The following is a 25580-nucleotide window of genomic DNA, read 5'->3' on the forward strand; positions in this document are numbered from 1 at the left end:
ATACTGGTGCACATGTCCCCCGTCCCTGCCCCCCTCGATCCGGCCCTGGCCGTACAGCGCATCCGCGATCTGGCGCGCGCGCATGGCTTCCAGCGCTGCGGTATCGCCGGCATCGAACTGGGCGAGGACGAGGCGCACCTGGCCGACTGGCTGGGCCAGGGCCTGTACGGCACGATGGACTGGATGGCACGCCACGGCCCCTGCGCGCGCGCCCGGCAGAACTGGTTCCCGGCACCGTGCGGGTGATTTCGGTGGGCATGGACTACAGCCACAGGGACGACACCGAAGCGTGGGCGACCCTGGCCGATCCGGGGCGCGCCTACGTCGCCCGCTACGCACTTGGCCGCGATTACCACAAGCTGATGCGCAACCGCCTGCAGAAACTTGCCACGCAGATCAACGATGAGGTGGCGCCGCTGGGCTACCGCGTCTTCGTCGATTCGGCGCCAGTGCTGGAACGCGCGCTGGCACGCAACGCGGGGCTGGGCTGGATCGGCAAGCACACCTGCCTGATCGACCGCCACGGCGGCTCGTGGTTCTTCATCGGCGAGATCTACATCGACCTGCCGCTGCCGATCGACACACCGGCCAGCGCGCACTGCGGCACCTGTACGCGCTGCATCGACGTCTGCCCGACCCAGGCCATCACCGCCCCGCAGCGGCTGGATGCGCGCCGCTGCATCTCCTACCTGACCATCGAGCATGACGGTGCGATTCCAGTTGAGATGCGACCGCTTATCGGCAACCGCATCTATGGCTGCGACGACTGCCAGCTGGTCTGCCCCTGGAACAAGTTCGCCAAGCGCACCGACGAGGCTGACTTCCGCGCCCGCAACAACCTGGACACCGCACGCCTGGACCAGTTGTTCGGCTGGGACGAAGCTGAATTCCTGCGCCGTACCGAAGGCAGCCCGATCCGCCGCAGTGGTCACGAGCGCTGGCTGCGCAACATCGCCGTGGCGCTGGGCAATGCGCCAACCACGGCAGAGACGCTGTCGGCGCTGCAGACGCGCGCCGACGATGCTTCGCCCGTAGTCCGCGAACACGTGCAATGGGCACTGGGCCAGCACGGCCAGCGCTGACGTGCGATCCTGAGCCCCCTGCTCCATCTGCCCCACGCCGTCACCATGCAGCCACGCAACAACGACGTCTTCACCCCCAGCCAGCTCAACACCTTGGCGCGCGACCTGCTGGAAGGCAGCTTCCCGGCGATCTGGGTGGAAGCCGAACTGGGCAGCGTGGCGCGGCCGGCGTCCGGCCATCTGTATTTCACCCTGAAGGACGCGCGTGCACAGTTGCGCGCTGCGATGTTCAGGATGAAGGCGCAGTACCTGAAGTTCGTTCCGCGCGAGGGCATGCGCGTGCTGGTGCGCGGCAAGGTGACCCTGTACGACGCCCGTGGCGAGTACCAGATGGTGCTGGACCACATGGAGGAAGCCGGCGAAGGCGCGCTGCGTCGCGCGTTCGAAGAACTGAAGGCGCGGCTGGAAGCCGAGGGACTGTTCGACCCGGCCCGCAAGCGGCAGATGCCGGCCCACGTGCAGCGCCTGGCGGTGATCACCTCGCCCACCGGTGCCGCCGTGCGCGATGTGCTGAGCGTGCTCGGCCGCCGCTTCCCGTTGCTGGAAGTGGATCTGCTGCCGACCCTGGTGCAGGGCGCAACCGCTGCCGCACAGATCACCCGCCTGCTGCAGGCCGCCGATGCCAGCGGCCGCTACGACGTGATCCTGCTGACCCGTGGTGGTGGCTCGCTGGAAGACCTGTGGGCGTTCAACGATGAAGCGCTGGCCCGCGCAATCGCCGCCAGCGGCACGCCGGTGGTCTCGGCGGTGGGTCACGAAACCGACTTCAGTCTCAGCGATTTCGCTGCTGACCTGCGCGCGCCTACGCCATCGGTGGCCGCGGAACTGCTGGTACCCGATCAGCGCGACCTGGCCTTGCGCCTGCGCCGCAACGCGGCTCGCATGGTGCAGCTGCAACGCCACGCCATGCAGCAGGCGATGCAGCGCGCTGATCGCGCCCTGCTGCGCTTGAACGCACAGAGTCCGCAGGCACGACTGGATCTGCTGCGCCGTCGTCAGCTGGACCTCGGACGTCGCTTGCATGCGGCGCACAACCAGCAGCAGGAGCGTCGCGCAGCCCGTTTGCGCCACGCTGCTGCAGTGTTAAGGGGCCATCATCCGCAGCGGCAGATGGAGGCGCTGCGACGTCGCCTTGCCGCGTTGGGCGGGCGCCCACAAGCGGCGCTGCAGCGCCTGCTGCAGCGTGATGCGCTGCGCCTGCGTGGCCTTGCACGTTCGCTGGAAGCGGTCAGTCCGCTGGCGACCGTCGCGCGCGGCTACAGCATCGTGACCCGTGCAGACGATGGCGCGCTGGTGCGCCGGATCGAGCAGGTGCAACCGGGTGACGCACTGCAGGCCCGGGTCGGCGACGGCGTGATCGACGTACAGGTGACTGCGGTCAAGTAAGGGTGTTCGGCAGGGCTGCGCCCTGCACCCGCGGTAGTGCCGGCCGCTGGCCGGCAACCCCAGTAGCAACAGCAACAGCGAGCATTCCGTGGGATGGCGGGGCGGTGTCGGAGTGCGGGGACGCCGCAAGTACGTCCGTGTAGCAACTGTGTTGCTGGAGGCGCCAGCCCTTCCGGTAAACGGGCACGGTAGTGCCGGCCGCTGGCCGGCAGCCTCAGGAGCAACGCCCTCTGGTGCGCTCAGGCGGGGATCGATCCGCCTTGAGCGTCACGCATACGGGCGTTGAGAATCACCAGCATCTTCCGCATCACCGCCACGATGGCCACTTTGCCTTCCTTGCCCCGCGCTCGCAGCGACTGGTAAAAGTCCCGCAGGCGAGGTTCATGCCGCATGGCCGACATGCTGGCCATGTAGAGCACCTGACGGATCTCAGCCCTGCCGCCATGGATGCTTCGTTTGCCACGCATGGTCCCGCTGTCATGGGACATCGGGGCCACACCGACCAGGCTGGCCACGGCCTTGCCACTGATCTTGCCCAGCTCGGGGAGATAGCTGGCCAACACTGCCTGCAGGCCCGGGCCAACACCTTTCATCGACTTCAGGACAGCCAGTTGAGGCTGCTTGGAAACCTGTTCGGAAATCCGCTTTCCCAAACGTTCCACCGTTCTCTGCAAGCAAGTGATGTTGGCCTGAAGCAGTCGGCGTAATTCACGATTACCCACCATTTCCTGCTGCTGCCGCGCGACGGTCAGCGCGTGCATCGCCTGTCGGCGTGCCCGCACGAAGTCACGCATTTCCCGCTGCCAAGGCTCCAGTGGCTGATAGGAACGCAGCTTCACCAGCGCGGCCATCTTGGCCAAGGCATAGGCATCCAAGCGGTCGGTCTTGGCCATGTGGCCAAGCCCCTGGGCCAGTTTCCGCGCCCGCAGGGCATTGGCGCGGACCACCGGATGACCAGCGTTGTGCAGGAAGTCCAGCACAGGCTGTTCGTAGCCACCAGTGGCCTCCAACACGATCTGGACGGCCGGATGCCCTTGCAGCCAGAGGTCCAATTCAGCAAAGCCGGAGCGGCTATTGCTGACCTGCAGGGTCTTTCCGTCTGTCGTGCCAACGTCCAGCTGGCGCTTGCTGACATCAATCCCGATCCCGTTCATCACCGGACTCCGTATAGTCTGGAAGGGTCGAGAGCTCCCCCGCTTGCCCAGTCTTATCACTGCGAGTGTCAGCTCCAGCAACTGTTCGGGCGGATCAAGGGAGATTCCGGCGTGGGCGCCAAGCTACATGGCGATCGTTGAGATCCAGGCTTACACGGCGGCCCACGCCGGCTCTCGACACCTACGGTGCCAGATTCCAATCAGATAAGGCTTGGCCGCGGCATCCATGCCGCGGACACCCCGCAATCCGACACCGCCCACCTTCGACAGTTTCCCGGTGGCGGTTGGGACATCCATGCCGTGCGTGGATGAATCTCCATCGAGATCGAATATTTCGAAATCGGGACGTAAAGCATCCACGCATGGCGTGGATCTACTGTCGACCAAGGTCGACACCTACCAAAAGCAAACCATGCCATCCAGACAGATTGCGGAAAACCGTCGAAGGCGGGGTGGGTCCGGTGGCGGGGCGTGAGCGCCATGGATGGCGCGACCGAGCTTACAGGGGTGAGGGCGCTTTGCTTGCGAAGCACTGCTTCGCAAGCGCCCAAACGCACAGCCGCCAGCGGCTGGGCCGGGCCCGGAGGGGGACTTGCAGCGTCCCCCGCCACCGGACCCACCCCGCCTCCCCACAGGAAGCCAGCTGTTGCTGTTGCTTGCTGTTGAGGTTGCCGGCCAGCGGCCGGCACTACCGCTTCGGCGGGCGCAGGGCGCAGCCCTGCCGCCCCCCCCCCTTTACCTGGCCTGCTCGCAGAACTTCTGCCGATACTCCAGTGCCTTCGGCATCAACGCCTGCAGGTTCTGGATACGGGTACCCGGGTTGGGGTGGGTCGAGGCGAACTCCGGCGGCGACTGGCCACCACCGGCCTGGCCCATGCGCTGCCACAGCGGCACCGCCTCGCGCGGGTCGAAACACGCCGCGGCCGCCAGCATCAGGCCAACTTCATCGGCCTGCGTCTCGTGGCTGCGCGCGTACGGCAACAGGTACCCGTAGCCCATGGCCGACATCATCATCTGCTGCTGCTGCGCATCCATACCACTGGCGGCGCCGGCCACCTGGCCGATCTGGGTCAGCTTCTGCTGGGCCATGCGCTGTGCACCATGGCGCAGCAATGCGTGGGCGATCTCATGGCCCATCACCACCGCCATCGCATCGCGGGTACGCGCCACCGGGATCAGCCCCGTGTAGACCGCCATCTTGCCACCGGGCAGGCAGAACGCATTGGCCTGCTCGGACGGAATCACATTCACTTCCCACTCGAAGTCGCGTGCGAAGTGTGCCGGCTGCAACCCGTGTTCCTGCGCCAGCGCGGTTTCGACCACGTCCACCTTGGCGATCAGTCGCTCGGCAATCGCCCGGACATCCCGCGAGACCTGTTCATTCGGGCCCAAAGGGCGTTCCTGCGACAGGATCTGCTGGTAGGCCTGCAGGCCCAGCGCCTTCTCCTGACTGGCGTCCAGGCTGCTGTCGATCAGCACCTTCTCGCCGGTATAGGGGTCGACTGCACGGTTGGAAAACCAGTAGAACGCCGCGTAGCCAGCGGCCAGCAGCAGCACCCACCAGCGGATGTTGCCGAACAGGCCACGCCGCTGCTGCGGCGAGCGGGAAAAAGGATCGTTGCGCATCGGCTGGTCTTCCGGCTGACCCCGCCGGCCGGCGGGTACGGCGCAATCTTAGTGCGGCGCTGCCTGCGGCGGGTGAAACCGGCGCCGATCCAGTGGTGCCCGTCAGATCCCTCGCACCAGTCGGAAGCCGATGCGGGCGTTGGTGGTATCCGAATCCTGCGATTGCCGCCACGCCGCCCGGGTCTGCTCCGGCGCATTGGCCCAGTTGCCACCCCGGATCACCCGTGAACGGCAGCCCGGGTTGAACCACGCCACACCATCAGCCGGCGCGCGCCGATAGCTGGCATGCCAGCAATCGGCCACCCACTCGCTCAGGTTGCCGCCCATGTCATGCAGCCCGAAGGCGTTGGCCTGGAAACTGGCGACCGGGGCCGGTCCCCACCAACCATCGCCATAGCCGACGAAGGCGTTGTGCCAATGCCTGCCCGAAGGCGAAACATCCTTGCTGCCGGTGTAATTGCCACTGCCTTCCGGTGGCAGCCCGGCATCGCCCCACGGGTAGCGGCCACTGCTGCCGGCACGCATCGCGTACTCGAACTCGGCCTCGCTGGGCAGGCGGTAGCTGCGGCCGGTCTGTTCGGACAGCCAGTTCGCGTAGTTCTCCGCATCACGCACGCTCACGTGCATCACCGGCGAATTGCCCAGTGCCCGCCCGCCGTCATAGTCGGACCGCCAGTCCACGCCGCTGCGGCGTATGAAATTGCCGCTGCGCTCGTCATAGACCACCGAATGGCCACGCCGGGTCGCACGTGGGCGGGCATTGGTCGCCTTCACATAGCGCTCGAAATCACTCACGGTGATCTCGGTGATCGCCATCGCGAAACCGCGCTCGAAGCGTACATAGTGCGACGGCCGCTCCGCGTCGGTCGCGCCTGGTTCGCTGTCGCTGGCGCCCATCTGGAATCCGCCGTGGGGTACCACGATCATCTGCGGTCCACGGCCGCCGTCACGCAGCGCATCGCTGAACACCTGCCCCGGCCGGAAGCTGCCGTAATGGGTGGCCAGTTCGATGCGTTCGCGCAACTGCGCCACCACCGCGTCGCCCGGCAAGGCAATGCGCAGCGCTTCGGCCAGCTTCTCGCGCGCGGGCTTCAGCCCCTGCGGGGTGGTCAGATCATGCAGGCCGCCATCGCGCAGCTGGACCAGTGCCGCTGCACGGATCTGCTCGATGCGCTCGAACGCATCGGCGATGGTCGGTGACGAGTCCCGCACCTTGCTGGCTTCTGCCAACCACGCGCCGGCACTGGCGAAATCGCGGATACGCGCGGCATCCTCGGCACGCCGGATCAGCCCACTTTCCGCAGCTGCCAGGCCCTGCCGCGCGCGACGATTCGCCGGGTCCAGCGCAAGTGCCTCACGGAAGTTGCCAATCGCACCATCACCCGCTTCGCCGATACGGTCGGCACGCAGATCGTCTTCGCCCGCGCGGTTGTAGGCGACCACGCGCTGCGCGGTCTCGACTCGCCCCTGCAGCGCGCGCACCTTCTCGTCCTTCGGCGCCAGGGTCAGCAGCACCAGCGCCTGGCGCCCGGCTTCGGCCAGCGCCTCACGCTGCTGCAATGGCCGCTGCAACAAGGCATCGGCCTGCTGCAGCAGGCGCTGCTTGGCACGTTGCAGGCCCAGGCGCGCCTGGCGGTCGTCCGCATCTTCTTCCTGCACCGCCAGCCACAGGGGCACGGCCGCATCGCCATCTTCGTACAGACGCCCCTGCGCGAACGCCTGCTCGGCAGCCCGGCGCAGCTGTGCCAGCGTACGTCCCTGGCGATCGACCCGCGGCGGCGTCCACTGCTGGATGTCCTCGGCCGCGTCGTCACCGGCAATGGTCACCGTGCCCTGCCCGGTACCTGGCGCAGGCCCGGCCTGCAGTGCAGGGTCGGCCGGCTGGCCTGCGGGGCCACCGGAGGTCTGCGCAGGGGGCGACGGCGTGCAACCGGCCAGGCCCACGGCCAAGGCGGTCAACAGCGCGGGCGACAGCAGAAAACGCAAGCAGGGCCTCCTTCGGCACGGATGCGGACCGACGTTAGGCTATTCTCCCCTGCCTGAGCAAACCCGAGTAGTAGGCCCTGACACGTGGCAACCTGGATCACCACCCCCGCCGAGCTGGACACATACCGCCAGCAGCGGCCGACCCGCATCGGCCTGGATACCGAATTCATCCGTGAACGCACCTTCTGGCCTCAGCTGGCGCTGGTGCAGATGGCTGTCGGCGAGGACATCCTGCTGATCGACCCGTTGATTCCCGGCATGCCTGAGGCGTTGGCGCCGTGGCTGGCCGATGAATCCATCATCAAGGTGATGCACAGTGCCAGCGAAGACCTGGTGGCGTTCAAGTGGACCTGTGGCGTGCTGCCGCGTCCGTTGTTCGACACCCAGATTGGCGCCGCGCTGGCTGGCATCGGTGCTGGCATGGGCTACCAGAAGCTGGTGCAGGAGATCACCGGCGTGGCCTTGGAAAAGGGCGAAACCCGCTCTGACTGGATGCGCAGGCCGTTGTCGGACTCCCAGCTGAAGTACGCCGCCGACGACGTCGAGCATCTGTTCGCGATGCACGACGCGATCTCCGCCAAGCTGGAAACGCTGGGGCGCCAGCAGTGGCTGCACGACGATGGCGAGCGCCTGCTGGCCAGCGTGGCAAATGACGAAGACCGCTGGCCCCACCTGGGCATGCGCTCGGCGCAGTTCCTGGATGCCCCCGCGCAGCGTCGCCTGCTGCGCCTGCTGCGTTGGCGCGACGTGCAGGCGCGCGCCAGCGACCGCCCGCGCAGCTGGATCCTGGACAATGAACTGGCCGCCACCCTGGCACGCACCCCGCCAGCCGATGCCGCTGCAGTGAGCAAGCTGTTCGAACAGTTCCCGAAGGCGCCGCGCAAGCTGGCCGCTGCGGTATGGCAGGCGCTGGACACGCCGCTGGCCGACGAAGCCGATGCGCCGTTGGCGATGCAGGCCAGCGATGCCAGCAAGCAGCTGCTGAAGAAGCTGCAGGATGCGGTGGCCGAACGCAGCCGCGAGCTCGGCCTGGCCGACGGCGTGCTGGCTTCACGCAAGCATCTGGAAAGCTATCTGGAGCATCGGCAGTGGCCGGCTGCGCTGGCCGGCTGGCGCCAGCAGGAACTGGAGCCGCGGTTGCAGGCGTTGTTGCCCGCAGTCTGAGGAACCGGGCGGACAACGAAAAACGGCGCTCGATGAGCGCCGTTTTCGCTACTCCAACCGGTAGTGCTTACCAGTTCATGTTCAGCGAAACACCCACGGTGCGCGGTTCGTTGTAGACCGCGGCCATGTAGTTCTCGATCACACCCTTGAGGTTCTTCTCGTTGGTGATGTTGCGCGCGAACAGCGCCACTTCGTAGGCACCGTAGTTGCCCGAGTAGCCGATCTTCAGGCCACCCTCGAAATCACCCTTGGAGTTGAACTCCTTGCTGTCGTATAGCACGAAGCTGGTGTAGCCCTGCTTGTTCCAGTCGGTGGACACGAACATCGTGGCCGCGTCGCTGACCGGGAAGTCGTAACGCGCTGCCAGGTTGATGTTGTACTTCGGTGCGTTCGGCAGCGGGTTGCCATCGATCTGCGCGAAGGTGTTGGCACCGACCTTGATGGTCGGATCGTTCACCGTGCACACCACCTGGCCGTTCAGGCCGCAGACCTGCGCGTAGACGCGCTTGTCCTTGATCTCGCTGTGCAGCAGGCTCAGGCCGGCGCTCAGGGTCAGGTTCTGGATCGGGCGCAGCTCCATGTCCGCTTCGAAGCCGTAGGCCTTGGCCTTGTCGGCGTTGAACAGCACGCCGTTGCCGTCCGAATCGTTGCCGTTGAGTTGGATGTCGTTGACGGTGTAGGTGAACGCCGTGGCGTTCAGGCGCAGGCGGTTGTCCCACAGGCTGCTCTTGACGCCCGCTTCCCAGGACAGGATCGTCTCCGAATCGGCGGTGGTGAAGTCGGCATTGAACACCGCCGAACGGCCCTGGATGGTCGGGCCACGGAAGCCGCGGGCGACCTTCGCATAGACGCTCACGTCCGGGGTGATCTGATACATCGCGCTCAGATCCCAGCTCGGGGTGGTGTCGGTCATCTTGACGTCGGTGCGGCCCTTGTAGGTGACCAGGCCGGCAGCGGTATCGGCCGTCTTCAGCAGGCGGGTGTGCTTCTCATCGCGGGTCTGGCGCAGGCCGGCGGTGACGGTGAACTTGTCGGTGAAGGCGTAGCTGAGCTGGCCGAAACCGGCCCAGGAGGTGTTCTTGTTGCGCAGGCGCACCCAGTTGTTCGGGTTGCGCGCAGCGCCCTTCAGGAACCAGGCGCGCTGGTAGAAGTCGGTGGTGTCGCTGCCGTTGAAGTAGAACGCACCGGCCTGCCACTGCAGGGCGCTGTCGTCATGGCTGGCCAGGCGGAACTCCTGGGTCCACTGGTCCAGGTCACGGATCTGGCCCATCGACTGCCCGTAGCCGTTCGGCACGCCATTGACCGGGAAGTTGACCGCAGCGCCGCCGTCGGTGTCACCGCGGCTGTAGCCGGAAGTGGTCTCGTAAGCGGTGATCGAGGTGAAGTCGATCGCGCCGAAGTCATAACGCGCCTTCACCGAACCGCCGTAGGTCTTGTACGCCTGCGGGTTGTTGTCGGCCTCGTCGTAGGCGACCTGGTCGCGCGGCACGTCGGTCTTGTTCGAGCCCTTGGTCAGTGCGTTGCGCAGGAACAGGGTCGAGGTGCCTTCGTAGTCGCGGGCGTGGGCCGAGGCGAGGATCGAGAACTGGTCGCTCGGGGTCAACAACAGCTGCGCGCGCACATTGCGATCGTCGAAGCCGCCCATGGCATTCTTCTTCGGGCTGACCGTGCCGTCGGCGCTGGGGCCGGTGTAGGTGTTGTCGACGTAGTCGTCGCGGTGCTGGTACAGCGCCGACACGCGGAACGAAGCGATGTCGTTGATCGGGCCGCCGAAGCCACCGTCGATCGACACGCTGTTGTAGGAGGCATAGCTGGCGCTGACGCGGCCGCTGTAGTCCTGGGTCGGCTTGAGGGTGTCGAACTTGACGATGCCGGCGGTGGTGTTGCGACCGAACAGCGAGCCCTGCGGACCGCGCAGCACTTCCACCTGGTCCACGTCATAGACCGGGTTGGACTTCAGCACCACGTGCTCCAGCACGACGTCGTCCTGGATGATCGACACCGGCTGCGAGGCACCGAGGTAGAAATCGATGTTGCCCAGGCCGCGGATGTAGAAGCGCGGGAAGATGCGGCCGGTGGTGGTTTCCGCATACAGGCTCGGCACGCGGCCGGACAGCGCCAGCAGGGTGTCGTCGCCGCCGGCGGTGAAGTCGCGCATGCGCTCGCCCTGCACCACGCCTACCGACACCGGCACTTCCTGCAGGTTCTGCTCGCGGTGCTCGGCGGTCACGGTGATGGTGTCCAGCCCGGTCGGGGTCGGTGCACTGTCCTGCGCGGCAGCACCGAAGCTGGCAGCCAGCGCCAGGCCTGCACAGGCCAGGGCCAGCGGATGGCGACGGAAGGAAACGAAGGAGGACGACATGCCCGACGAACGGCGGGAATCGGAATGGGAAGGCATCGAAAGCTCTGAGGAGGCGTCCGTGCGGCCTGCGCTGGCCGGGCGGCAAATAGGAGGAAAACTGCGCAAGCGGCCATTATCCTCCAAATTGTTACAATTTCGTTGCGCCGTCAGGCAGCAGGGGGATCAGGCCGCTTTCGGCACAGTCCCCGCCTCAGCCGTGCTGCGGTAACGGCGCCAGCGCGACCTCGACCATCGCCAGCAGGCGTTCGCGGCTGATGCCGTCTCGCGCCTGCACCGAGATGCCATGCAGCACCGTGGCGAAATGATCGCCCAGCGCCTGCACGGATAGATCGGCCGCCAGCTCGCCAGCCGCCTGCGCCTGCTGCAGCCGCGCGATGATCGCCGCCGTGCGCTGGCGGCGGTGGCTGGCCAGCCAGTCGCGTACGCCCTCGCCATCCGGTGACACGCTGCTGGCCGAGGACACTACCAGGCAGCCATGCGGACGACCGCGACGGGTGTAGGTCAACACGGCATCCCGCAGCATGCTGCCGATCGCATCGCGCAGTGACGCCTGCTCCAGCGCGCGCGGCGCGAAGCCGCCCTCGCCTTCCTCGTACAGCGCCACCGCTTCGCGGAACAGCTGCTCCTTGCTGCCGAACGCGGCGTAGATGCGCGCCGAGGCAATGCCAAGCGCTTCGACCAGGGCCGACATCGAGGTGCCCTCATAGCCGTGCTGCCAGAACAGCAGCATCGCCTTGCGCAATGCCTGGTCCCTGTCGAATTCGCGCGGTCGCCCTGCCATCTGCCTGCCTGCCGTTCTGAGGCGCGCAGTGTAACGCGGGTGTTGACCATCCCGATGCACGCGCCTATTCTTTGTCGACTGACAAACAATTGGAGCAACACATGCAAACCCTCAAAGGCCCCAGCCTGCATCTGGCGCAGTTCGCTGGCGACCAGGCGCCGTTCGACAGCCTGTCCGGCATCGCCGCCTGGGCCGCCGGCCATGGCTTCAAGGCCCTGCAGATTCCGGCATGGGACGCGCGCCTGTTCGACCTGGCCACCGCTGCCGACAGCCAGGACTACTGCGATGACCTGCGTGGCACCCTGGCCGAGCACGGTCTGCAGGTCAGCGAGCTGACCACCCACATCCTGGGCCAGCTGGTGGCCGTGCACCCGGCCTACGATGAACTGTGCGATGGCTTCGCACCGGAAGCGCTGCGCGGCAATCCGCAGGCACGCAGCGAATGGGCACAGCAGCAGCTGCATCTTGCCGCCCGCGCCTCGCGCCGGCTCGGCCTGCAGGACATGGGCACCTTCTCCGGCTCGTTCGCCTGGCCCTACCTGTTCCCCTTCCCGCAGCGTCCGCCGGGCCTGATCGATGCCGCATTCGATGAGCTCGCGCGCCGCTGGCGGCCGATCCTCGATACCTGCGAGGACAACGGCATCAACCTCTGCTACGAAATCCATCCCAGCGAAGACCTGCACGATGGCACCAGCTTCGAACGCTTCTTCGAGCGTGTGGGCCAGCACGAGCGCTGCCGCATCCTGTTCGATCCCAGCCACTTCGTGCTGCAGCAGCTGGATTACCTGCAGTTCCTGGACATCTACCATCCGCTGATCCGGATGTTCCACGTCAAGGATGCGGAGTTCCGTCCCAATGGCCGCCAGGGCATCTACGGTGGCTACGCCGACTGGACCGAACGCGCGGGCCGCTTCCGCTCGCTGGGCGATGGCCAGGTCGATTTCAGGTCGATCTTCTCCAAGCTGGCGCAGTACGACTACGCAGGCTGGGCAACGCTGGAATGGGAGTGCTGCCTGAAGGACCAGGAAGCCGGTGCGCGCGAAGGTGCCGCCTTCATCCGCGACCACATCATCCCGGTCACCGACAAGATCTTCGACGACTTCGCCGGCGCGCCGATCAGCAGCGCCCAGATGCAGCACATGCTCGGCATCGCCTGAGCCCCCACAGGAACATCCCCATGACGAACATCTCCACCGCTGGTACCCCCGGCGACGACACCCTGCGCCATCACTACCTGCGCATCGACGGCCAGCGCGTGCATTGCGTCTCCGCCGGCAGCGGTCAACCGGTGCTGTTGATTCCCGGCTGGCCGCAGACCTGGTACGCCTGGCGCCACGTGCTGCATGCGCTGGCCGAGGCCGGCTTCGAAGCGATCGCGGTCGACCCGCCCGGCATCGGCGAATCCGATCGTCCCGCGCACGGCTACGACACCGGCAGCGCCGCGGCGGTACTGCACCAGACCATGCAGGCGCTGGGCCACGAGCGCTATCAGGTGGTCGGCCATGACATCGGCATGTGGATCGCCTATGCATTGGCCAGCGACCAGCCGCAGGCGGTGCAGCGCCTGGCCGTGACCGAGGCGGTGATTCCCGGGCTGGCACCCGAGCCGGGCATCTTCGCCGCGCCGGCCGACAACATCTTCCTGTGGCACTTCATGTTCAACCAGGTGGCCGATCTGCCCGAGGCCCTCATCACCGGTCGCGAACGTGCCTATCTGGACTTCATGTTCGACCGCTGGTCGTACCGGCGCGATGCGGTGGCCAGCGAAACCTACATCGCCGCCTACAGCCGCCCCGGCGCGTTGCGTGCAGGGTTTGCCTGGTACCGAGCGATTCCGGAAACCATCCGCCAGAACCAGCTCCGCGCACAACGCCGGTTGACGATGCCGGTGCTGGCCATCGGCGCCGAGCACGCCACCGGCAACGCCCCCATGCTGACCCTGCAGCCGCACGCCGATGACCTGCGCGGCAGCGTCGTGCCGGGCTGTGGCCACTTCATCATGGAAGAAGCACCGGACGCCTTCCTCGCCCAGCTGCTGCCGTTCCTGCAGGAGGCTGACCATGCCGCTTGAACCTGCGTTGCAATCGTTCGTGGATGCGGTGGCGGCGCAACCACTGCCAGACGATCTGCTGGAACTGCGCGCACTGAGCGAGCAGGCGCTGCCCACGCTGCAAGGTGCCACCGAGGCGGTATCGCATGTCGTGGAGCACGTCATCAGCGCGCGCGACGGCCATGCGCTCGTCGTGCGCCTGTATACGCCCGCAGCCAACGGCACCGAGCTGCGCCCTGCCCTGTTGTTCGCCCACGGCGGTGGTTGGTTCCAGTGCTCGCTGGCGGTTTATGACGGCCCATGCCGGGCCCTGGCCAATGCCAGCGGCCATGTCGTCGCTGCCGTCGGCTATCGCCTGGCGCCGGAGCATCCGTTCCCGACGCCGCTGCACGACGTCGCCGATGCCTGGCTGTGGCTGCAGGCCCATGCCGCCGCGCTGGGTCTTGATCCGGCACGGCTGGTCATCGGCGGCGACAGCGCCGGCGGCAATCTCGCCGCCGCGTGCTGCCTGCTGCTGCGCGATCAGGGACTGCCGTTGCCATCGCATCAACTGCTGCTGTACCCGGCACTGGATGCCATCATGGCCAGCGGCTCCTATCGCGAGTTCGCCGACGGCTACTACCTCAGCGCTGAACTGATGCAGCGCTGCTGGCAGGCCTACCTCGGCGACAGTGACCGCCGACAGGCGCTGGCTTCGCCCCTGCACGCCCGCGATCTGCGTGGCCTGCCGACGGCCACGGTGCTGAGCTGTGAGTTCGATCCGCTGCGCGATGAAGCTGAACAGTACGCCGCCAACCTGCGGGAAGCGGGTGTGGACTGCACGCTGGAGCGCCTGCCGGGGATGATCCACGCCTGCATCCACCTGCATGGTGTGTCGGCGGCGACCGACATCGCGATCCAGCGCGCGGCGGCCCTGCTGCCCTGAGCCAGGCCTGCAGCGGCGCAGAGCACCTGCGCCGCTGTGTCCGGCACGCCCCTTTGCAGCCGGCACCGGCCAGCGCTATGCTAGGGTCGTCACGTGGCGCCAGCTCCGCTGCCCACGGGATGCAACACCCCCATGGGGCCATAGCTCAGCTGGGAGAGCGCGTCGTTCGCAATGACGAGGTCAGGAGTTCGATCCTCCTTGGCTCCACCATATGAAAAACAGAAAGCCCCGGCACTGCCGGGCTTTCTGTTCTGGCCAGCCGCTCAGGCCGGGTCCTGCCCGCCGTCCTTGCGCGCGGGTGCACGCGAATGTGCATCGCGCACCTTCTGGTCCTGCTGGCCGGGACGCTGCTTGGCCACTTCATCCTGCTGCTTGTCCTGCCGGCTTTCCTGCACGCCCTGCTTGGGGTCAGCCTGGTCCTTGTCGCGCTCGCTCATCGAAAGCTCCGTCATCGGTGGGGGACCGATGCTCCCGGCCACGCTAGAGCGTGGGGCGTGAGCCGCAGGTCAGTCCGGCGCCAACACCGTGTGCAGCCTCGGCCTTGCGACCGCAATCGGCTCCCCCCCAGAATCAGAAAGCCTCATGTTTATCGGAATATGCCATGCCCTCTCGTGCGCAGTCCGCTTCGCCAGCAGCGCCAATGACCATCGACGCCGCCGATGGACGCATCCAGATCGGCAACCTGCCGACCCGGATCGGCCCCGCGCTGTCACTGGACCAGGCGCGCATCGCGTTTGCCGCGTGGATCCAAGGCGAACGCGACGTCGGCACAGGCTATCTGTGGCTGAGCCTGCAGGGGCTGAGCCTGGGCGGCGCCCGCGCAGGCATCAGCCTGTGCTTCCGCGGCCAGCAACTGGACATGGTGACGATGGGCGTCGAACTGCCTGGTGCAGAGCTGCAGGAGGGCTGGCCGACCCAGGCTGCCATCGACGCCGAGGTCGCCTTCATGAAGCGCACGCTCGGCGCGGCACTGGGGCGGACGCTGGCAGGTGGGCACGCCCGCTTCGACTGGGGCGAGGCCTGGGCCGGTTTCGATCCGAAGGGGTTCATGGCCAGCAGCGGCATCCGCTACCGGCCACGCCGGTGAGCATGCTCAGGTGCGGGTAATCGACACTCCTCCCTCGACACGCATCGCGCTGCCAGTGACGAAACTGCTTTCATCGCTGGCCAGAAACAACGCCGCGTTGGCGATCTCTTCCGGCTCAGCCATGCGCTTGAGGGCGTGCAGCGAGCGCACGAAATCACGCGCATCGCCCGTGGGCGCGGCCTGCCGGCCCATTTCGGTGTCGGTGCCACCGGGCAGCAGCACGTTGCTGCGTACGCCGCGCGCACCGTACTCGGCGGCGATCACCTGGCTCAGGCCGATCAGCCCGGCCTTGCTCGCTGCATAGGCCGCCATGCCCGGGAATCCCACGGTGTGGCCGACGAACGTGCCGACGAACACCAGCGAGCCACCGCCGCGTGCCAGCAATGCCGGCAACTGAGCGCGCGCCGCATGGAAAGCGGCATCCAGGTTGGTGGCCACCACCTCGCGCCAGGCATCGGCAGGGAGCTCTGCGGTGGGCAGGCTGGGGCCGAGCATGCCGGCGTTGTTGATGGCGGCATCCAATCCGCCAAATGACTGTTGGGCCAGATCGACCAGCACCTGCGCGGTGGCAGCATCGGCCACGTCACCCGCATGCACGGCCACTTCGCCGCCGCTTGCGCGGATCTGCGCAGCCAGTTCATGAAGCGGCTGTGGGCGCCGCGCATTGAGGACCAGTCGCGCGCCCTCAGCAGCGAAACGCAGCGCGCTGGCGCGGCCAATGCCGGCGCTGGCGCCGGTGATGAGGATGATCTTGTCGTGCAGCCGCATGGATGTGCTCCGGGTTGGGATATGCCCGCAACCATGCGCCTGCACGGCCACACCGACACTCCGTTTCCAGACCCGGCCGGCGGGTGCAGGAAACGGAGTTTCCACTGCCCTGGTGCATGCCAGAATCACGACATGGACAGCACCGCCGATATCGATCTGGATTCCCGTATTGAACGGGTCTGCCGTCATCTGCAGACCAGCGTTGACGAACCGTCGCTGCAGGAACTGGCCGACATCGCCGGCTGCAGCCCATCCCGCCTGCATCGCCTGTTCAAGCAAGCCACCGGCGTGACCCCGAAGCAGTACGCCACTGCCCTGCGCGCCGACCGCCTGCGCGAAGGGCTGCAACGCCAGGACCGGATCACCGATGCCTTCCACGAGGCGGGATTCGGTTCCAGCGGACGCTTCTACGAAAATGCACCCCGCCTGTTGGGGATGACACCCAAGCGCTGGCGCGCGGGTGGCGGCGGCGAGGTCATCCGATTCGCGATTGCACAGAGCACGCTGGGCAGCGTACTGGTGGCAAGCAGCAGCACCGGCGTGGTCGCGATCCTGCTGGGCGATGATCCAGAAGCGTTGCTGTACTCCCTGCAGCAGCGCTTTCGGCAAGCTGAACTGGTGGGTGCCGATCGGGGCTACGAACACCTCATCGCCCAGGTCATCGGCTTGATCGAAGAGCCTGCGCGCGGCACCACGCTGCCACTGGATATCCGTGGCACCGCCTTCCAGCAGCGGGTATGGCAGGCACTGCAGCGCATTCCGCACGGGCAGACTGCGTCCTACGCCGACATCGCAGCGCGGATCGGCGCGCCGCGTGCCAGTCGTGCGGTAGCCCGCGCCTGTGCCAGCAATCCTCTCGCAGTGGCGGTGCCCTGCCACCGCGTGGTGCGGCGCGACGGGGATCTGTCCGGCTATGCCTGGGGCGTGGAACGCAAGCGCGAACTGCTGCGGCGGGAAAAGATGACCCGTCGCTGACGCGGTCGCTCAATCCAGCTTCACCACCAGCTTGCCGAAGTTGCGCCCCTGCAGCAGGCCGAAGAAGGCTTCGGGTGCATTCTCCAGACCCTGCACGACGTCTTCGCGGTACTTGATGCGCCCATCGCGCAGCCACTGCGGCATGTCGCGCTCGAATTCCGGCCACAGATGCTTGAAGTCATGCACGATGAAGCCACGCACGGTCAGGCGCTGGCGCAGGATCTGGCTGAACAGCGCTGGCAGCCGATCCGGTCCGGACTGCGCGACGCCGCGGGCGTTGTAGGTGGCGATGGTGCCGCACACCGGAATGCGCGCGAAATCATTGAGCAGCGGCAGCACGGCATCGAGCACATGCCCACCCACGTTCTCGAAGTACACGTCGATGCCATCCGGCACGGCAGCGCGCAGCTGTTCGGCAAAACCAGAGGCGCGATGGTCCAGCGCCACGTCCACGCCCAGTGTTTGCAGATACGCACGCTTGGCCTCACCGCCGGCGATGGCAACTACGCGCGCGCCCTGCAGCTTTGCCAACTGGGCCACGGTGGCGCCGACCGGCCCACTGGCAGCGGCCACCACCAGGGTCTCGCCGGGTTGCAGCTTGCCGATTTCGATCAGGCTGGAGTACGCGGTGAACCCCGGCATGCCGTACACGCCCAACGCTGTGCTCAGCGGCAGCCCGGCCGGATCCAGGTGCCGGCTGATCGCGTCACCCGCCACCACGGCATGCGTCTGCCAGCCACCGGGGGCCAGCACCAGCTCGCCCACCGCCAGACCAGGCGCCTGCGACTGCAGCACCTCGGCCACGGTCTGGCCCTCCATCACCGCATCCACTGCCACCGGCAGTGCGTACGACGGGCCATCGTCCATGCGTCCGCGCATGTACGGATCCAACGACAGGTAGCGGTTGCGCAGCAGCACCTGGCCCGGGGCCAATGCCGGCAGCGGCATCTGTTCGAGGCGGAAATTGGCGGCGACCGGCGCACCTTGGGGGCGCGAGGCAAGCACGATGCGGGTGGTTGAATCGGACATGTCCAATGGCTCTGCTGCGGGCAGCGTCGGGAGGGGAACGGCGACAGTACGCTGCGCCCTGCCCTCGTGGATGTCATGAAAACAGCGTTCCATCGGCGCCTTCCCCGCTCCGCCGCGGCATCGCCCGCCCCGTCAGCTTTGGCGTCAGCGGCAGGCCGCTGTTTTCCGCGTCCGGCAATCGCATCTGGCCGGCCCTACGCAGGATCAACCACTTGCGACGCCCTCCGCCGGTCGCGGACACCCATGTGAAGGTTTTTTTCCAAAACGCTTGCCGAACCTGTCCTACGTCCGTAATATGCGCGTCCTCGGCAGCGACATCGCTGCAACGAAACAAGTGGCCGAGTAGCTCAGTTGGTAGAGCAGGGGATTGAAAATCCCCGTGTCGGCGGTTCGATTCCGTCCTCGGCCACCACTTTCGAAGACCTGCAGAAATGCGGGTCTTTTTTTTCTACATGGCCGAGTAGCTCAGTTGGTAGAGCAGGGGATTGAAAATCCCCGTGTCGGCGGTTCGATTCCGTCCTCGGCCACCATGTTCGAAGACCTGCAGAAATGCAGGTTTTTTTTGTCCGTGACGTTCCGTCCACGCACGACATGGATCGCGCCGCATCGATCCTGCGCGGATGCGGCACGTGGGTTGACGAAACATTCACACCTCCGCGTGCTGCGCAACCTACGCTCCAGACTCCTGCCCGGAGCCGACCAATGCGCTTGCACCCTGCCCTGCTCGCCTGCCTGCTGCTTTTCGCCGTACCGGCACTCGCTGCCGAGCCCGTGCGCGCTGTGAGCGAACTGGACATCGATCGCTATGCCGGGCAGTGGCACGAGATCGCACATCTGCCGGTGTCATTCCAGAAGCAGTGCGTGGGCGAGATCACTGCCAACTACGGGCTGCGCCGCGATGGCCGGATCAGCGTCACCAACGCCTGCCGCAAGGCCGATGGCGAGCGGATTGTCGCCGAGGGTGTGGCGCGGCCCGTTGCCGGGCAACCCGGCCAGCTGCAGGTACGCTTCGTTCCCGACTGGCTGAGCTGGGTGCCCCTGGTCTGGGCCGACTACTGGGTGATCGCGCTCGACCCGGACTACCAGTGGGCGATGGTCGGTGAGCCCGGGCACAAGTATCTGTGGATCCTCGCGCGCCTGCCGGAGATGGACCGCACCTTGTTCGACCAGCTCAAGGCAAAGGCGCAAGCGATGGGTTACGACCTGGCGCCGCTGCGCGTGATGGCGCCCGTACGCGACGCACCCGCCGACTGAGCCGCTGGGCCCAGCCGCGCACGCCACGCCCGCACTCCGGCATCGCGCACGCCTGACGTGCATCTTCACGCGCTACCCTCTGTGGCCGGTCGCCGCAGGCGACCCTTTCCACCATACGCCGTAGTATGCTTATCCCACGCACCGCCTTCAGAGGACCTGCGCCCATGTTCCACCGCTTCCGTACCGTCTTGATCGTCCTGTGCACCCTGGCCCTGGTCGCTTGCGGCGATGGCATCGTCAAGCGCGTTTCGGAACCGGCCGCGAGCCTGCAGCAGCTGACCGTGCAGGCCAACGGCGACTGGACGATCGCCCTGCGCCTGCAGAACTACAGTTCGATGCCGATGAGTTTCGACGACGTCGCACTGGCCCTGACCATCGGCGACACCGAGGCCGGCCCGCTGTCGGCCAAGCCGGGCATCTCCATCGGCGGCGTCTCTGCCGATGTCATCAACGTGAACTTCAAGCCCAGCCCGGCCGCGCGCCTGGTGATCGCCGACGCACTGGCCAGCAACCGCACCCTCGCCTACAGCCTGAAGGGCACGGTGTCGGCCACGCCGCAGGAAAAGAAGCAGCGCACCTTCGACATCAACAGCCGCAGCACGCTCAACCAGGCCCCGGGCCTGCCCGGCGTGCTGCGCTGATCTCCGCTTTCCGCCGCGACGCATCGCGCCGCTCCCCCTGTTACTGATCAAATCGAGACGCACCGATGAGCAGCTACACCGCCCCGCTTTCCGACCTTCGTTTCGGCCTGCACGATGTGCTGAAGGTCGAACCGCTGTTCGCCCGCCTGGGCTTCACCGACGCCACCGCCGATGTCGTCGATGCCGTGCTGGAAGAAGCCGGCCGCTTCAGCGCCAGCGTACTGGCCCCGCTCAACAGCGTGGGCGACGAGATCGGCTGCGTGCTCGACCAGGCCAGCGGCGAAGTGACCACGCCACCCGGCTTCAAGCAGGCCTACGACCAGTTCGTCGACGGCGGCTGGACCGGCCTGACCGCGTCGCCGGAACTGGGCGGCCAGGGCCTGCCGCACACGCTGGGCGTGCCGCTCAATGAAATGATCAACGCCGCCAACCTGGCCTGGGGCAACTTCCCGCTGCTGTCGCACGGCGCCATCGAAGCGCTGAAGCAGCACGGCGAAGCCTGGCAGCACGAGGCCTTCCTGAAGCCGCTGATCGAGGGCCGCTGGACCGGCACCATGTGCCTGACCGAACCGCACTGCGGCACCGACCTGGGCCTGCTCAAGACCAAGGCCGAGCCGAACGCCGATGGCAGCTATTCGATCACCGGCACCAAGATCTTCATCACCGCCGGCGAGCACGACCTGACCGGCAACATCGTGCACCTGGTGCTGGCCAAGCTGCCCGATGCGCCCCCGGGCGCCAAGGGCATCTCGCTGTTCGTCACCCCGAAGTTCAAGGTCGACCGCGACGGCAACGTCGGTGAGCGCAACGCGCTGCGCTGCGGCTCGATCGAGCACAAGATGGGCATCAAGGGCTCGGTCACCTGCGTGATGAATTTCGATGGCGCCCAGGGCTATCTGGTCGGCCAGCCGCACAAGGGCCTGCAGGCGATGTTCACCATGATGAACACAGCGCGCCTGGGTGTCGGCCTGCAGGGCATCGGCCTGTCCGAGCGCGCCTATCAGAACGCGCTGAAGTACAGCCGCGAGCGCCTGCAGTCGCGTTCGCTCAGCGGCGCCAAGTTCCCGGACAAGCCGGCCGACCCGATCCTGGTGCATCCGGACGTGCGTCGCATGCTGCTGACCATCAAGTCGCTGGTGGAAGGCAGCCGCCTGCTGGCGCTGCACGCGGCCACCCTGATCGACGTCGCCCACCATGCGGAAGATGCCGGCGAACGCGAGCGCGCTGACACCCTGGTGAGCTTCCTGACCCCGATCTCCAAGGCCTGCCAGACCGAATGGGGCATCGAGAACACCTACAACGCCCTGCAGTGCTTCGGCGGCCACGGCTACATCCGCGAACACGGCATGGAACAGCTGGCCCGCGATGCCCGCATCACCACCTTGTATGAAGGCACCACCGGCATCCAGGCGCTGGACCTGATCGGCCGCAAGACCGCGTCCAGCCAGGGCGCTGGCCTGAAGCTGATGCTGGCCGAGATCGAGGCGTTCGCCAAGGCGAATGAAGGCAGCGAAAGCCTGGCCGAGTTCATCGGCCCGCTGCGCGCCAAGGCCGCCGAGTGGGGCAAGCTGACGATGGACGTGCTGCAGCGTTCGGCCGCCAATCCGGACGAACTGGGCGCGGCCAGCTACGACTACCTGTTCTATTCGGGTTATGTGGTGCTGGCCTACTGGTGGGCCCGCAGCGTTGCCGCCGCCGATGCCAGCGCACACGGCGCAGCATTCGCGCAGGGCAAGCGCGAGACCGCACGTTTCTACTTCGCCTGCGTGCTGCCGCGCACCCTCAGCCACGCCGCCGCCATCCAGGCAGGCGCCGCACCGCTGATGGCAATGGACGACGAACGCTTCGGCGCCTGAGCCGGGCCGCGGTCGGCACCCACGGGAGTGCCGGCCGCTGGCCGGCAACCGCAACAGCTGGAGCAACAGCAACAGCTGGTTTCCTGCGGGATGGCGGGGTGGGTCCAATTGCGGGGGACGCTGCAAGTACGTCCATGTAAGCTCGGTCGCCGCATCCATGCGGCTCACGCCCCCGCAACCGGCCCCACCCCGCCTTCGACAATTTCCCGGTAGATCCACGCCATGCGTGGATGGAAACCACCGAAATCCCTCTGGAGAAAAGCCCCCTTTGTTAAGGGGGCGCGCCGACGGCGCGGGGGATAGGAAGAATGCGCGGACCTGAATCATTGCGATTTGGGTTTCGCCCTCCGGGCGATACCCAAATCGCAATGATTCAGGTATAAGCTGTTTTCCCGATGGAGACAGACACTACACGCTTGGGTCTGATCGAAGCCGGAGCTCCGTTTTCTGCTCCGGGCGCCGAAGCATCGCCCAACGCCACGACGCTGCATCGCCCCGGCACGGTCCGGTTGCTCTCACTGGATGGTCATGGCCGGGTCCTGGACTGGATCACCTGGCAGGACGCCGCCTGCCTCTACGCCCGCGATGCCGTCGCCTGGACCCTCGGCGATCCCTGCCTGCACATCCACGGTGGGACCAATCGTCGCAGTGGCATGCAGAGCGGAATGGACCTGCACCCGATCATCGCCGCGCGCGGCCATGCCCGCTCGCGTGCACTGGACCCGACGCCGAACCTGACCAACCCGGCCCTGTTCGCCCGCGACGCCCATCTCTGCCTTTACTGCGGCCAGCAGTTTGGACGCCCGACCCTGACCCGCGACCATGTCATGCCCTTGTCCAAAGGCGGCCTGGATACCTGGGAAAACGTAGTCACCGCCTGCTTCCACTGCAATTCGCGCAAGAGCGACCGCACGCCGCAACAGGCCGGCATGCCGCTGCTGGCAGTGCCGTACCGGCCGAGCTGGATCGAGCACCTGATCCTGTCCAACCGCAACATCCTGGCCGACCAGATGGCGTTCCTGAGGGCCCAGCTGCCCAAGCGTTCCAAGCTCTGCACCTGAACATCCGGGAATGCAACCCTCACCGTCCTGTCACGGGCGGCGGCGTTTGCTTGCCCCACCCCCGTTTGAGGGCGAAAATGGGAGTTCAGAACAAGTGCGAACATGATGATCGACTCTGCCCGCTATCCCCGCCTCGCGCGCATCCAGACACCGGATGACCTGCGCACGTTCGACGAATCCGAACTGACGGCGGTCGCCGATGAACTGCGTGCCTACCTGATCGAATCGGTCGGCAAAAGCGGTGGCCATTTCGCCGCCGGCCTGGGCGTGATCGAGCTCACCGTGGCCCTGCACTACCTGTACCAGACCCCGGTCGACCAGCTGGTCTGGGACGTCGGCCACCAGACCTATCCGCACAAGATCCTCACCGGTCGCCGCGACGAGATCCATACCGTCAAGCAGAAGGATGGCGTCGCGCCGTTCCCCAAGCGCGAGGAAAGCGAGTACGACACCTTCGGTGTCGGCCACTCCTCGACCTCGATCTCGGCCGCGCTGGGCATGGCCATCGCGCGCCAGAGCGAAGGCGATGATCGCAAGGTCGTGGCTGTGATCGGCGATGGCGCGATGACTGCCGGCATGGCCTTCGAAGCGCTGATGCATGCCGGCGGCATGGAACCGGAACCGAACCTGCTGGTGATCCTCAACGACAACAACATGTCGATCTCCGAGGCAGTAGGCGGGCTGACCAAGATGCTCGGCCGCGCCACCGGCAGCCGCACGCTCAATGCGCTGCGCGAAGGCGGCAAGAAGATCCTCGGCGACAAGAAGAACAACCCCGCGCGTTTCGTGAAGCGCTGGGAAGAACACTGGAAGGGCATGTTCGTGCCGTCCACGATGTTCGAGGAAATGGGCTTCCATTACACCGGCCCGATCGATGGCCATGACCTGCCGGCGCTGCTGTCCGCGCTGAAGACGCTGCGTGCCTCCAAGGGCCCGAAGCTGCTGCATGTGATGACCACCAAGGGCAAGGGTTACGAGCCGGCCGAAGGCGACCAGATCGGCTACCACGCGGTGGGCCCGTTCGATCCGGACAAGGGCCTGGTGGCCAAGACCGGCGCGAAGAAGCCAACCTATACCGATGTGTTTGGCGACTGGTTGTGTGACGCCGCCGCGGCCGAGCCGCGTCTGTATGGCATCACTCCGGCGATGCGCGAAGGCTCGGGCCTGGTGCGCTTCAGCAGGGAATATCCGCAGCGCTACTTCGACGTAGCCATCGCAGAGCAGCACGCGGTGACCCTGGCCGCAGGCATGGCCACCCAGGGCGGCAAGCCGGTGGTGGCGATCTATTCCACCTTCCTGCAGCGCGCGTACGACCAGTTGGTGCATGACGTGGCCATCCAGGACCTGGATGTGCTGTTCGCGATCGATCGCGCCGGCGTCGTCGGCCCGGACGGTGCAACCCACGCCGGCAACCTCGACCTCAGCTTCCTGCGCTGCGTGCCGAACATGGTGGTGATGGCACCCTCCAACGAAGCCGAGTGCCGGCAGATGCTCAGCACCGGCCTGCAGCACCCCGGCCCGGCAGCGGTGCGCTACCCGCGCGGCAGCGGTACCGGCGTGGATGCCGGCAGCGATCTGTCGACCCTGCCGATCGGCAAGGGCGAGCTGCGCCTGCAGGGCAACCGCGTCGCCCTGCTCGCGTTCGGCAGCACCGTCGCCGCCGCCGAACAGGTGGGTCGCGAACTGGGTTTGAGCGTGGTCAACATGCGTTTCATCAAGCCACTGGACCGCGAGCTGGTGCTGGCCATGGCCGGCCAGCACGACGCACTGGTGACGATCGAGGACAACGTGGTGGCGGGCGGCGCAGGTTCGGCCGTGGCCGAACTGCTCAATGCCGAGGACGTGCTGCGCCCGATCCTGCACCTGGGCCTGCCCGATGCCTTCCAGCACCACGCCAGCCGCGAGGATCTGCTGGCCGAGGCCGGCATCGATGCGGCCGGCATCCGTACCGCCCTGCTCAAGCGCTGGCCGCAGCTGGCAGCCGGCAACCCGCCGTTGAGCGCGGCGGGCTGAGAGCATTGCCAGGGGGATGGGGGCCACGTCATGCGTGGCTCCCCAGGTTCCTCATCCACGCATGGCGTGGATCTACCAGACTGCTGGTGGCGCAAAAGCAGATCCACGCCATGCGTGGATGGCGCGGACCCTGCCGGCGAAGGGCGTGCTCAGCCGTAGCTGATCGCCTCGACAAACGCACCGCTGGACTCCACCCGCACCGAGGCGCGCTGGCCGGTATCGGTGAAATGCAGGCGGGCCAGGGTTTCGGCGAAATCGAAGGCACGGACGCCATCGCGGAACTCGATCGGCTCCGGCTTGTCCGGGTGCAGCACGCGCCATTGGCGCTGCTCACATTGCAGTCGGATCAACATGCGTTGCTCACTCCTTGAACAGCGTAT

At 66.7% G+C, this 25580-nt stretch carries 21 protein-coding genes, 3 tRNA genes and 1 pseudogene; 16 read left to right on the top strand and 9 right to left on the bottom strand.

Features of this window, described 5'->3' with window-relative positions:
- The first annotated feature begins 12 nt into the window (after window positions 1-12).
- Window positions 13-1082 (top strand): annotated as a pseudogene (gene queG, locus D0Y85_RS13900) (tRNA epoxyqueuosine(34) reductase QueG).
- Between the two features lie 45 nt (window positions 1083-1127).
- Window positions 1128-2468, top strand: coding sequence for an exodeoxyribonuclease VII large subunit (gene xseA / locus D0Y85_RS13905; RefSeq protein WP_032978676.1), 1341 nt, complete (start codon window positions 1128-1130; stop codon window positions 2466-2468).
- A 239-nt stretch (window positions 2469-2707) separates the two neighbouring features.
- Here the strand turns inward: xseA and D0Y85_RS13910 are convergent, their stop codons facing one another.
- The 3 genes from D0Y85_RS13910 to D0Y85_RS13920 all read right to left on the bottom strand — a co-directional run bounded on the left by D0Y85_RS13910 (window position 2708) and on the right by D0Y85_RS13920 (window position 7234).
- On the bottom strand, window positions 2708-3622 hold the full coding sequence (locus tag D0Y85_RS13910) for an IS110 family transposase (protein ID WP_117310880.1): 915 nt from the start codon (window positions 3620-3622) through the stop codon (window positions 2708-2710).
- Between the two features lie 735 nt (window positions 3623-4357).
- The gene (locus D0Y85_RS13915) at window positions 4358-5248 is read right to left on the bottom strand and encodes a M48 family metallopeptidase (RefSeq protein ID WP_025876363.1); all 891 of its coding nucleotides are present in this window, start codon (window positions 5246-5248) and stop codon (window positions 4358-4360) included.
- A 102-nt stretch (window positions 5249-5350) separates the two neighbouring features.
- Complete coding sequence (locus D0Y85_RS13920) at window positions 5351-7234, bottom strand: SUMF1/EgtB/PvdO family nonheme iron enzyme (RefSeq protein ID WP_117310881.1); 1884 nt, start codon at window positions 7232-7234, stop codon at window positions 5351-5353.
- A gap of 84 nt (window positions 7235-7318) precedes the next feature.
- Between D0Y85_RS13920 and rnd the strand changes: the two genes are divergently transcribed.
- Window positions 7319-8398 (top strand): ribonuclease D, encoded by a 1080-nt coding sequence (gene rnd / locus D0Y85_RS13925; protein WP_117310882.1) that lies wholly within the window; start codon window positions 7319-7321, stop codon window positions 8396-8398.
- 67 nt (window positions 8399-8465) lie between these two features.
- Here rnd and D0Y85_RS13930 read toward each other — a convergent pair whose 3' ends face one another.
- Both D0Y85_RS13930 and D0Y85_RS13935 read right to left on the bottom strand, forming a co-directional pair.
- Entirely contained in the window at window positions 8466-10796 is a 2331-nt protein-coding gene (locus tag D0Y85_RS13930) for a TonB-dependent receptor (RefSeq protein WP_025876358.1), read from the bottom strand.
- 154 nt (window positions 10797-10950) lie between these two features.
- Window positions 10951-11541: a TetR/AcrR family transcriptional regulator gene (locus D0Y85_RS13935; protein ID WP_025876357.1), complete on the bottom strand. Its 591-nt coding sequence runs from the start codon at window positions 11539-11541 to the stop codon at window positions 10951-10953.
- 101 nt (window positions 11542-11642) lie between these two features.
- On the opposite strand from D0Y85_RS13935, the gene D0Y85_RS13940 reads away from it, so the two are divergent.
- From D0Y85_RS13940 to D0Y85_RS13955, 4 genes are all read left to right on the top strand, one after another.
- Window positions 11643-12698: a sugar phosphate isomerase/epimerase family protein gene (locus D0Y85_RS13940; RefSeq protein ID WP_117310883.1), complete on the top strand. Its 1056-nt coding sequence runs from the start codon at window positions 11643-11645 to the stop codon at window positions 12696-12698.
- Window positions 12699-12718: 20 nt separating this feature from the next.
- On the top strand, window positions 12719-13612 hold the full coding sequence (locus tag D0Y85_RS13945) for an alpha/beta hydrolase (protein WP_117310884.1): 894 nt from the start codon (window positions 12719-12721) through the stop codon (window positions 13610-13612).
- On the top strand, window positions 13602-14516 hold the full coding sequence (locus D0Y85_RS13950) for an alpha/beta hydrolase (RefSeq protein WP_117310885.1): 915 nt from the start codon (window positions 13602-13604) through the stop codon (window positions 14514-14516). Before D0Y85_RS13945 ends, D0Y85_RS13950 begins: the two co-directional genes overlap by 11 nt.
- Window positions 14517-14650: 134 nt before the next feature.
- Window positions 14651-14726: transfer RNA gene (locus tag D0Y85_RS13955), tRNA-Ala, on the top strand.
- Window positions 14727-14779: 53 nt separating this feature from the next.
- On the opposite strand, the gene D0Y85_RS20605 is transcribed toward D0Y85_RS13955, so the two are convergent.
- Window positions 14780-14953 (bottom strand): hypothetical protein, encoded by a 174-nt coding sequence (locus D0Y85_RS20605; protein ID WP_162887676.1) that lies wholly within the window; start codon window positions 14951-14953, stop codon window positions 14780-14782.
- A gap of 164 nt (window positions 14954-15117) precedes the next feature.
- Between D0Y85_RS20605 and D0Y85_RS13960 the strand changes: the two genes are divergently transcribed.
- Entirely contained in the window at window positions 15118-15603 is a 486-nt protein-coding gene (locus D0Y85_RS13960) for a hypothetical protein (RefSeq protein ID WP_025876349.1), read from the top strand.
- A gap of 6 nt (window positions 15604-15609) precedes the next feature.
- Here the strand turns inward: D0Y85_RS13960 and D0Y85_RS13965 are convergent, their stop codons facing one another.
- Complete coding sequence (locus D0Y85_RS13965) at window positions 15610-16371, bottom strand: SDR family oxidoreductase (protein ID WP_025876348.1); 762 nt, start codon at window positions 16369-16371, stop codon at window positions 15610-15612.
- A 132-nt stretch (window positions 16372-16503) separates the two neighbouring features.
- Here D0Y85_RS13965 and D0Y85_RS13970 point away from each other — a divergent pair, with 132 nt between their 5' ends.
- The gene (locus D0Y85_RS13970) at window positions 16504-17346 is read left to right on the top strand and encodes a methylated-DNA--[protein]-cysteine S-methyltransferase (protein ID WP_117310886.1); all 843 of its coding nucleotides are present in this window, start codon (window positions 16504-16506) and stop codon (window positions 17344-17346) included.
- A 9-nt stretch (window positions 17347-17355) separates the two neighbouring features.
- Here D0Y85_RS13970 and D0Y85_RS13975 read toward each other — a convergent pair whose 3' ends face one another.
- Window positions 17356-18375 (bottom strand): NADP-dependent oxidoreductase, encoded by a 1020-nt coding sequence (locus D0Y85_RS13975; protein WP_117310887.1) that lies wholly within the window; start codon window positions 18373-18375, stop codon window positions 17356-17358.
- 336 nt (window positions 18376-18711) lie between these two features.
- Between D0Y85_RS13975 and D0Y85_RS13980 the strand changes: the two genes are divergently transcribed.
- The 7 genes from D0Y85_RS13980 to dxs all read left to right on the top strand — a co-directional run bounded on the left by D0Y85_RS13980 (window position 18712) and on the right by dxs (window position 25200).
- Window positions 18712-18787: transfer RNA gene (locus D0Y85_RS13980), tRNA-Phe, on the top strand.
- 42 nt (window positions 18788-18829) lie between these two features.
- Window positions 18830-18905, top strand: a tRNA-Phe gene (locus tag D0Y85_RS13985).
- A 172-nt stretch (window positions 18906-19077) separates the two neighbouring features.
- On the top strand, window positions 19078-19629 hold the full coding sequence (locus D0Y85_RS13990) for a lipocalin family protein (RefSeq protein WP_117310888.1): 552 nt from the start codon (window positions 19078-19080) through the stop codon (window positions 19627-19629).
- 164 nt (window positions 19630-19793) lie between these two features.
- Window positions 19794-20270: an LEA type 2 family protein gene (locus tag D0Y85_RS13995; RefSeq protein WP_117310889.1), complete on the top strand. Its 477-nt coding sequence runs from the start codon at window positions 19794-19796 to the stop codon at window positions 20268-20270.
- A 65-nt stretch (window positions 20271-20335) separates the two neighbouring features.
- Window positions 20336-22126 (top strand): acyl-CoA dehydrogenase C-terminal domain-containing protein, encoded by a 1791-nt coding sequence (locus D0Y85_RS14000; protein ID WP_117310890.1) that lies wholly within the window; start codon window positions 20336-20338, stop codon window positions 22124-22126.
- A gap of 395 nt (window positions 22127-22521) precedes the next feature.
- On the top strand, window positions 22522-23187 hold the full coding sequence (locus D0Y85_RS14010) for an HNH endonuclease (protein ID WP_025876340.1): 666 nt from the start codon (window positions 22522-22524) through the stop codon (window positions 23185-23187).
- 105 nt (window positions 23188-23292) lie between these two features.
- Window positions 23293-25200, top strand: a complete 1908-nt coding sequence (gene dxs, locus D0Y85_RS14015) for a 1-deoxy-D-xylulose-5-phosphate synthase (RefSeq protein WP_117311940.1) — start codon at window positions 23293-23295, stop codon at window positions 25198-25200.
- A 149-nt stretch (window positions 25201-25349) separates the two neighbouring features.
- Here the strand turns inward: dxs and D0Y85_RS14020 are convergent, their stop codons facing one another.
- Complete coding sequence (locus D0Y85_RS14020; RefSeq protein ID WP_032978640.1) at window positions 25350-25553, bottom strand: hypothetical protein; 204 nt, start codon at window positions 25551-25553, stop codon at window positions 25350-25352.
- Window positions 25554-25580 lie beyond the last annotated feature (27 nt).

The organism is Stenotrophomonas sp. G4, from assembly GCF_003428825.1.
GTDB classification, from domain to species: domain Bacteria; phylum Pseudomonadota; class Gammaproteobacteria; order Xanthomonadales; family Xanthomonadaceae; genus Stenotrophomonas; species Stenotrophomonas indicatrix.

Bases quoted from the DNA above. Each gene is read 5' to 3' on its own strand.
- xseA (WP_032978676.1), top strand. From the start codon at position 1,128: ATGCAGCCACGCAACAACGACGTCTTCACCCCCAGCCAGCTCAACACC.
- D0Y85_RS13935 (WP_025876357.1), bottom strand. From the start codon at position 11,541: ATGGCAGGGCGACCGCGCGAATTCGACAGGGACCAGGCATTGCGCAAG.
- D0Y85_RS14000 (WP_117310890.1), top strand. From the start codon at position 20,336: ATGAGCAGCTACACCGCCCCGCTTTCCGACCTTCGTTTCGGCCTGCAC.
- D0Y85_RS13930 (WP_025876358.1), bottom strand. From the start codon at position 10,796: ATGCCTTCCCATTCCGATTCCCGCCGTTCGTCGGGCATGTCGTCCTCC.
- dxs (WP_117311940.1), top strand. From the start codon at position 23,293: ATGATCGACTCTGCCCGCTATCCCCGCCTCGCGCGCATCCAGACACCG.
- D0Y85_RS13940 (WP_117310883.1), top strand. From the start codon at position 11,643: ATGCAAACCCTCAAAGGCCCCAGCCTGCATCTGGCGCAGTTCGCTGGC.
- D0Y85_RS13975 (WP_117310887.1), bottom strand. From the start codon at position 18,375: ATGTCCGATTCAACCACCCGCATCGTGCTTGCCTCGCGCCCCCAAGGT.
- D0Y85_RS13970 (WP_117310886.1), top strand. From the start codon at position 16,504: ATGGACAGCACCGCCGATATCGATCTGGATTCCCGTATTGAACGGGTC.
- D0Y85_RS13960 (WP_025876349.1), top strand. From the start codon at position 15,118: ATGCCCTCTCGTGCGCAGTCCGCTTCGCCAGCAGCGCCAATGACCATC.
- D0Y85_RS13945 (WP_117310884.1), top strand. From the start codon at position 12,719: ATGACGAACATCTCCACCGCTGGTACCCCCGGCGACGACACCCTGCGC.
- D0Y85_RS13990 (WP_117310888.1), top strand. From the start codon at position 19,078: ATGCGCTTGCACCCTGCCCTGCTCGCCTGCCTGCTGCTTTTCGCCGTA.
- D0Y85_RS13950 (WP_117310885.1), top strand. From the start codon at position 13,602: ATGCCGCTTGAACCTGCGTTGCAATCGTTCGTGGATGCGGTGGCGGCG.
- D0Y85_RS14010 (WP_025876340.1), top strand. From the start codon at position 22,522: ATGGAGACAGACACTACACGCTTGGGTCTGATCGAAGCCGGAGCTCCG.
- D0Y85_RS13995 (WP_117310889.1), top strand. From the start codon at position 19,794: ATGTTCCACCGCTTCCGTACCGTCTTGATCGTCCTGTGCACCCTGGCC.
- D0Y85_RS13965 (WP_025876348.1), bottom strand. From the start codon at position 16,371: ATGCGGCTGCACGACAAGATCATCCTCATCACCGGCGCCAGCGCCGGC.
- D0Y85_RS13915 (WP_025876363.1), bottom strand. From the start codon at position 5,248: ATGCGCAACGATCCTTTTTCCCGCTCGCCGCAGCAGCGGCGTGGCCTG.
- D0Y85_RS14020 (WP_032978640.1), bottom strand. From the start codon at position 25,553: ATGTTGATCCGACTGCAATGTGAGCAGCGCCAATGGCGCGTGCTGCAC.
- D0Y85_RS13910 (WP_117310880.1), bottom strand. From the start codon at position 3,622: ATGAACGGGATCGGGATTGATGTCAGCAAGCGCCAGCTGGACGTTGGC.
- D0Y85_RS20605 (WP_162887676.1), bottom strand. From the start codon at position 14,953: ATGAGCGAGCGCGACAAGGACCAGGCTGACCCCAAGCAGGGCGTGCAG.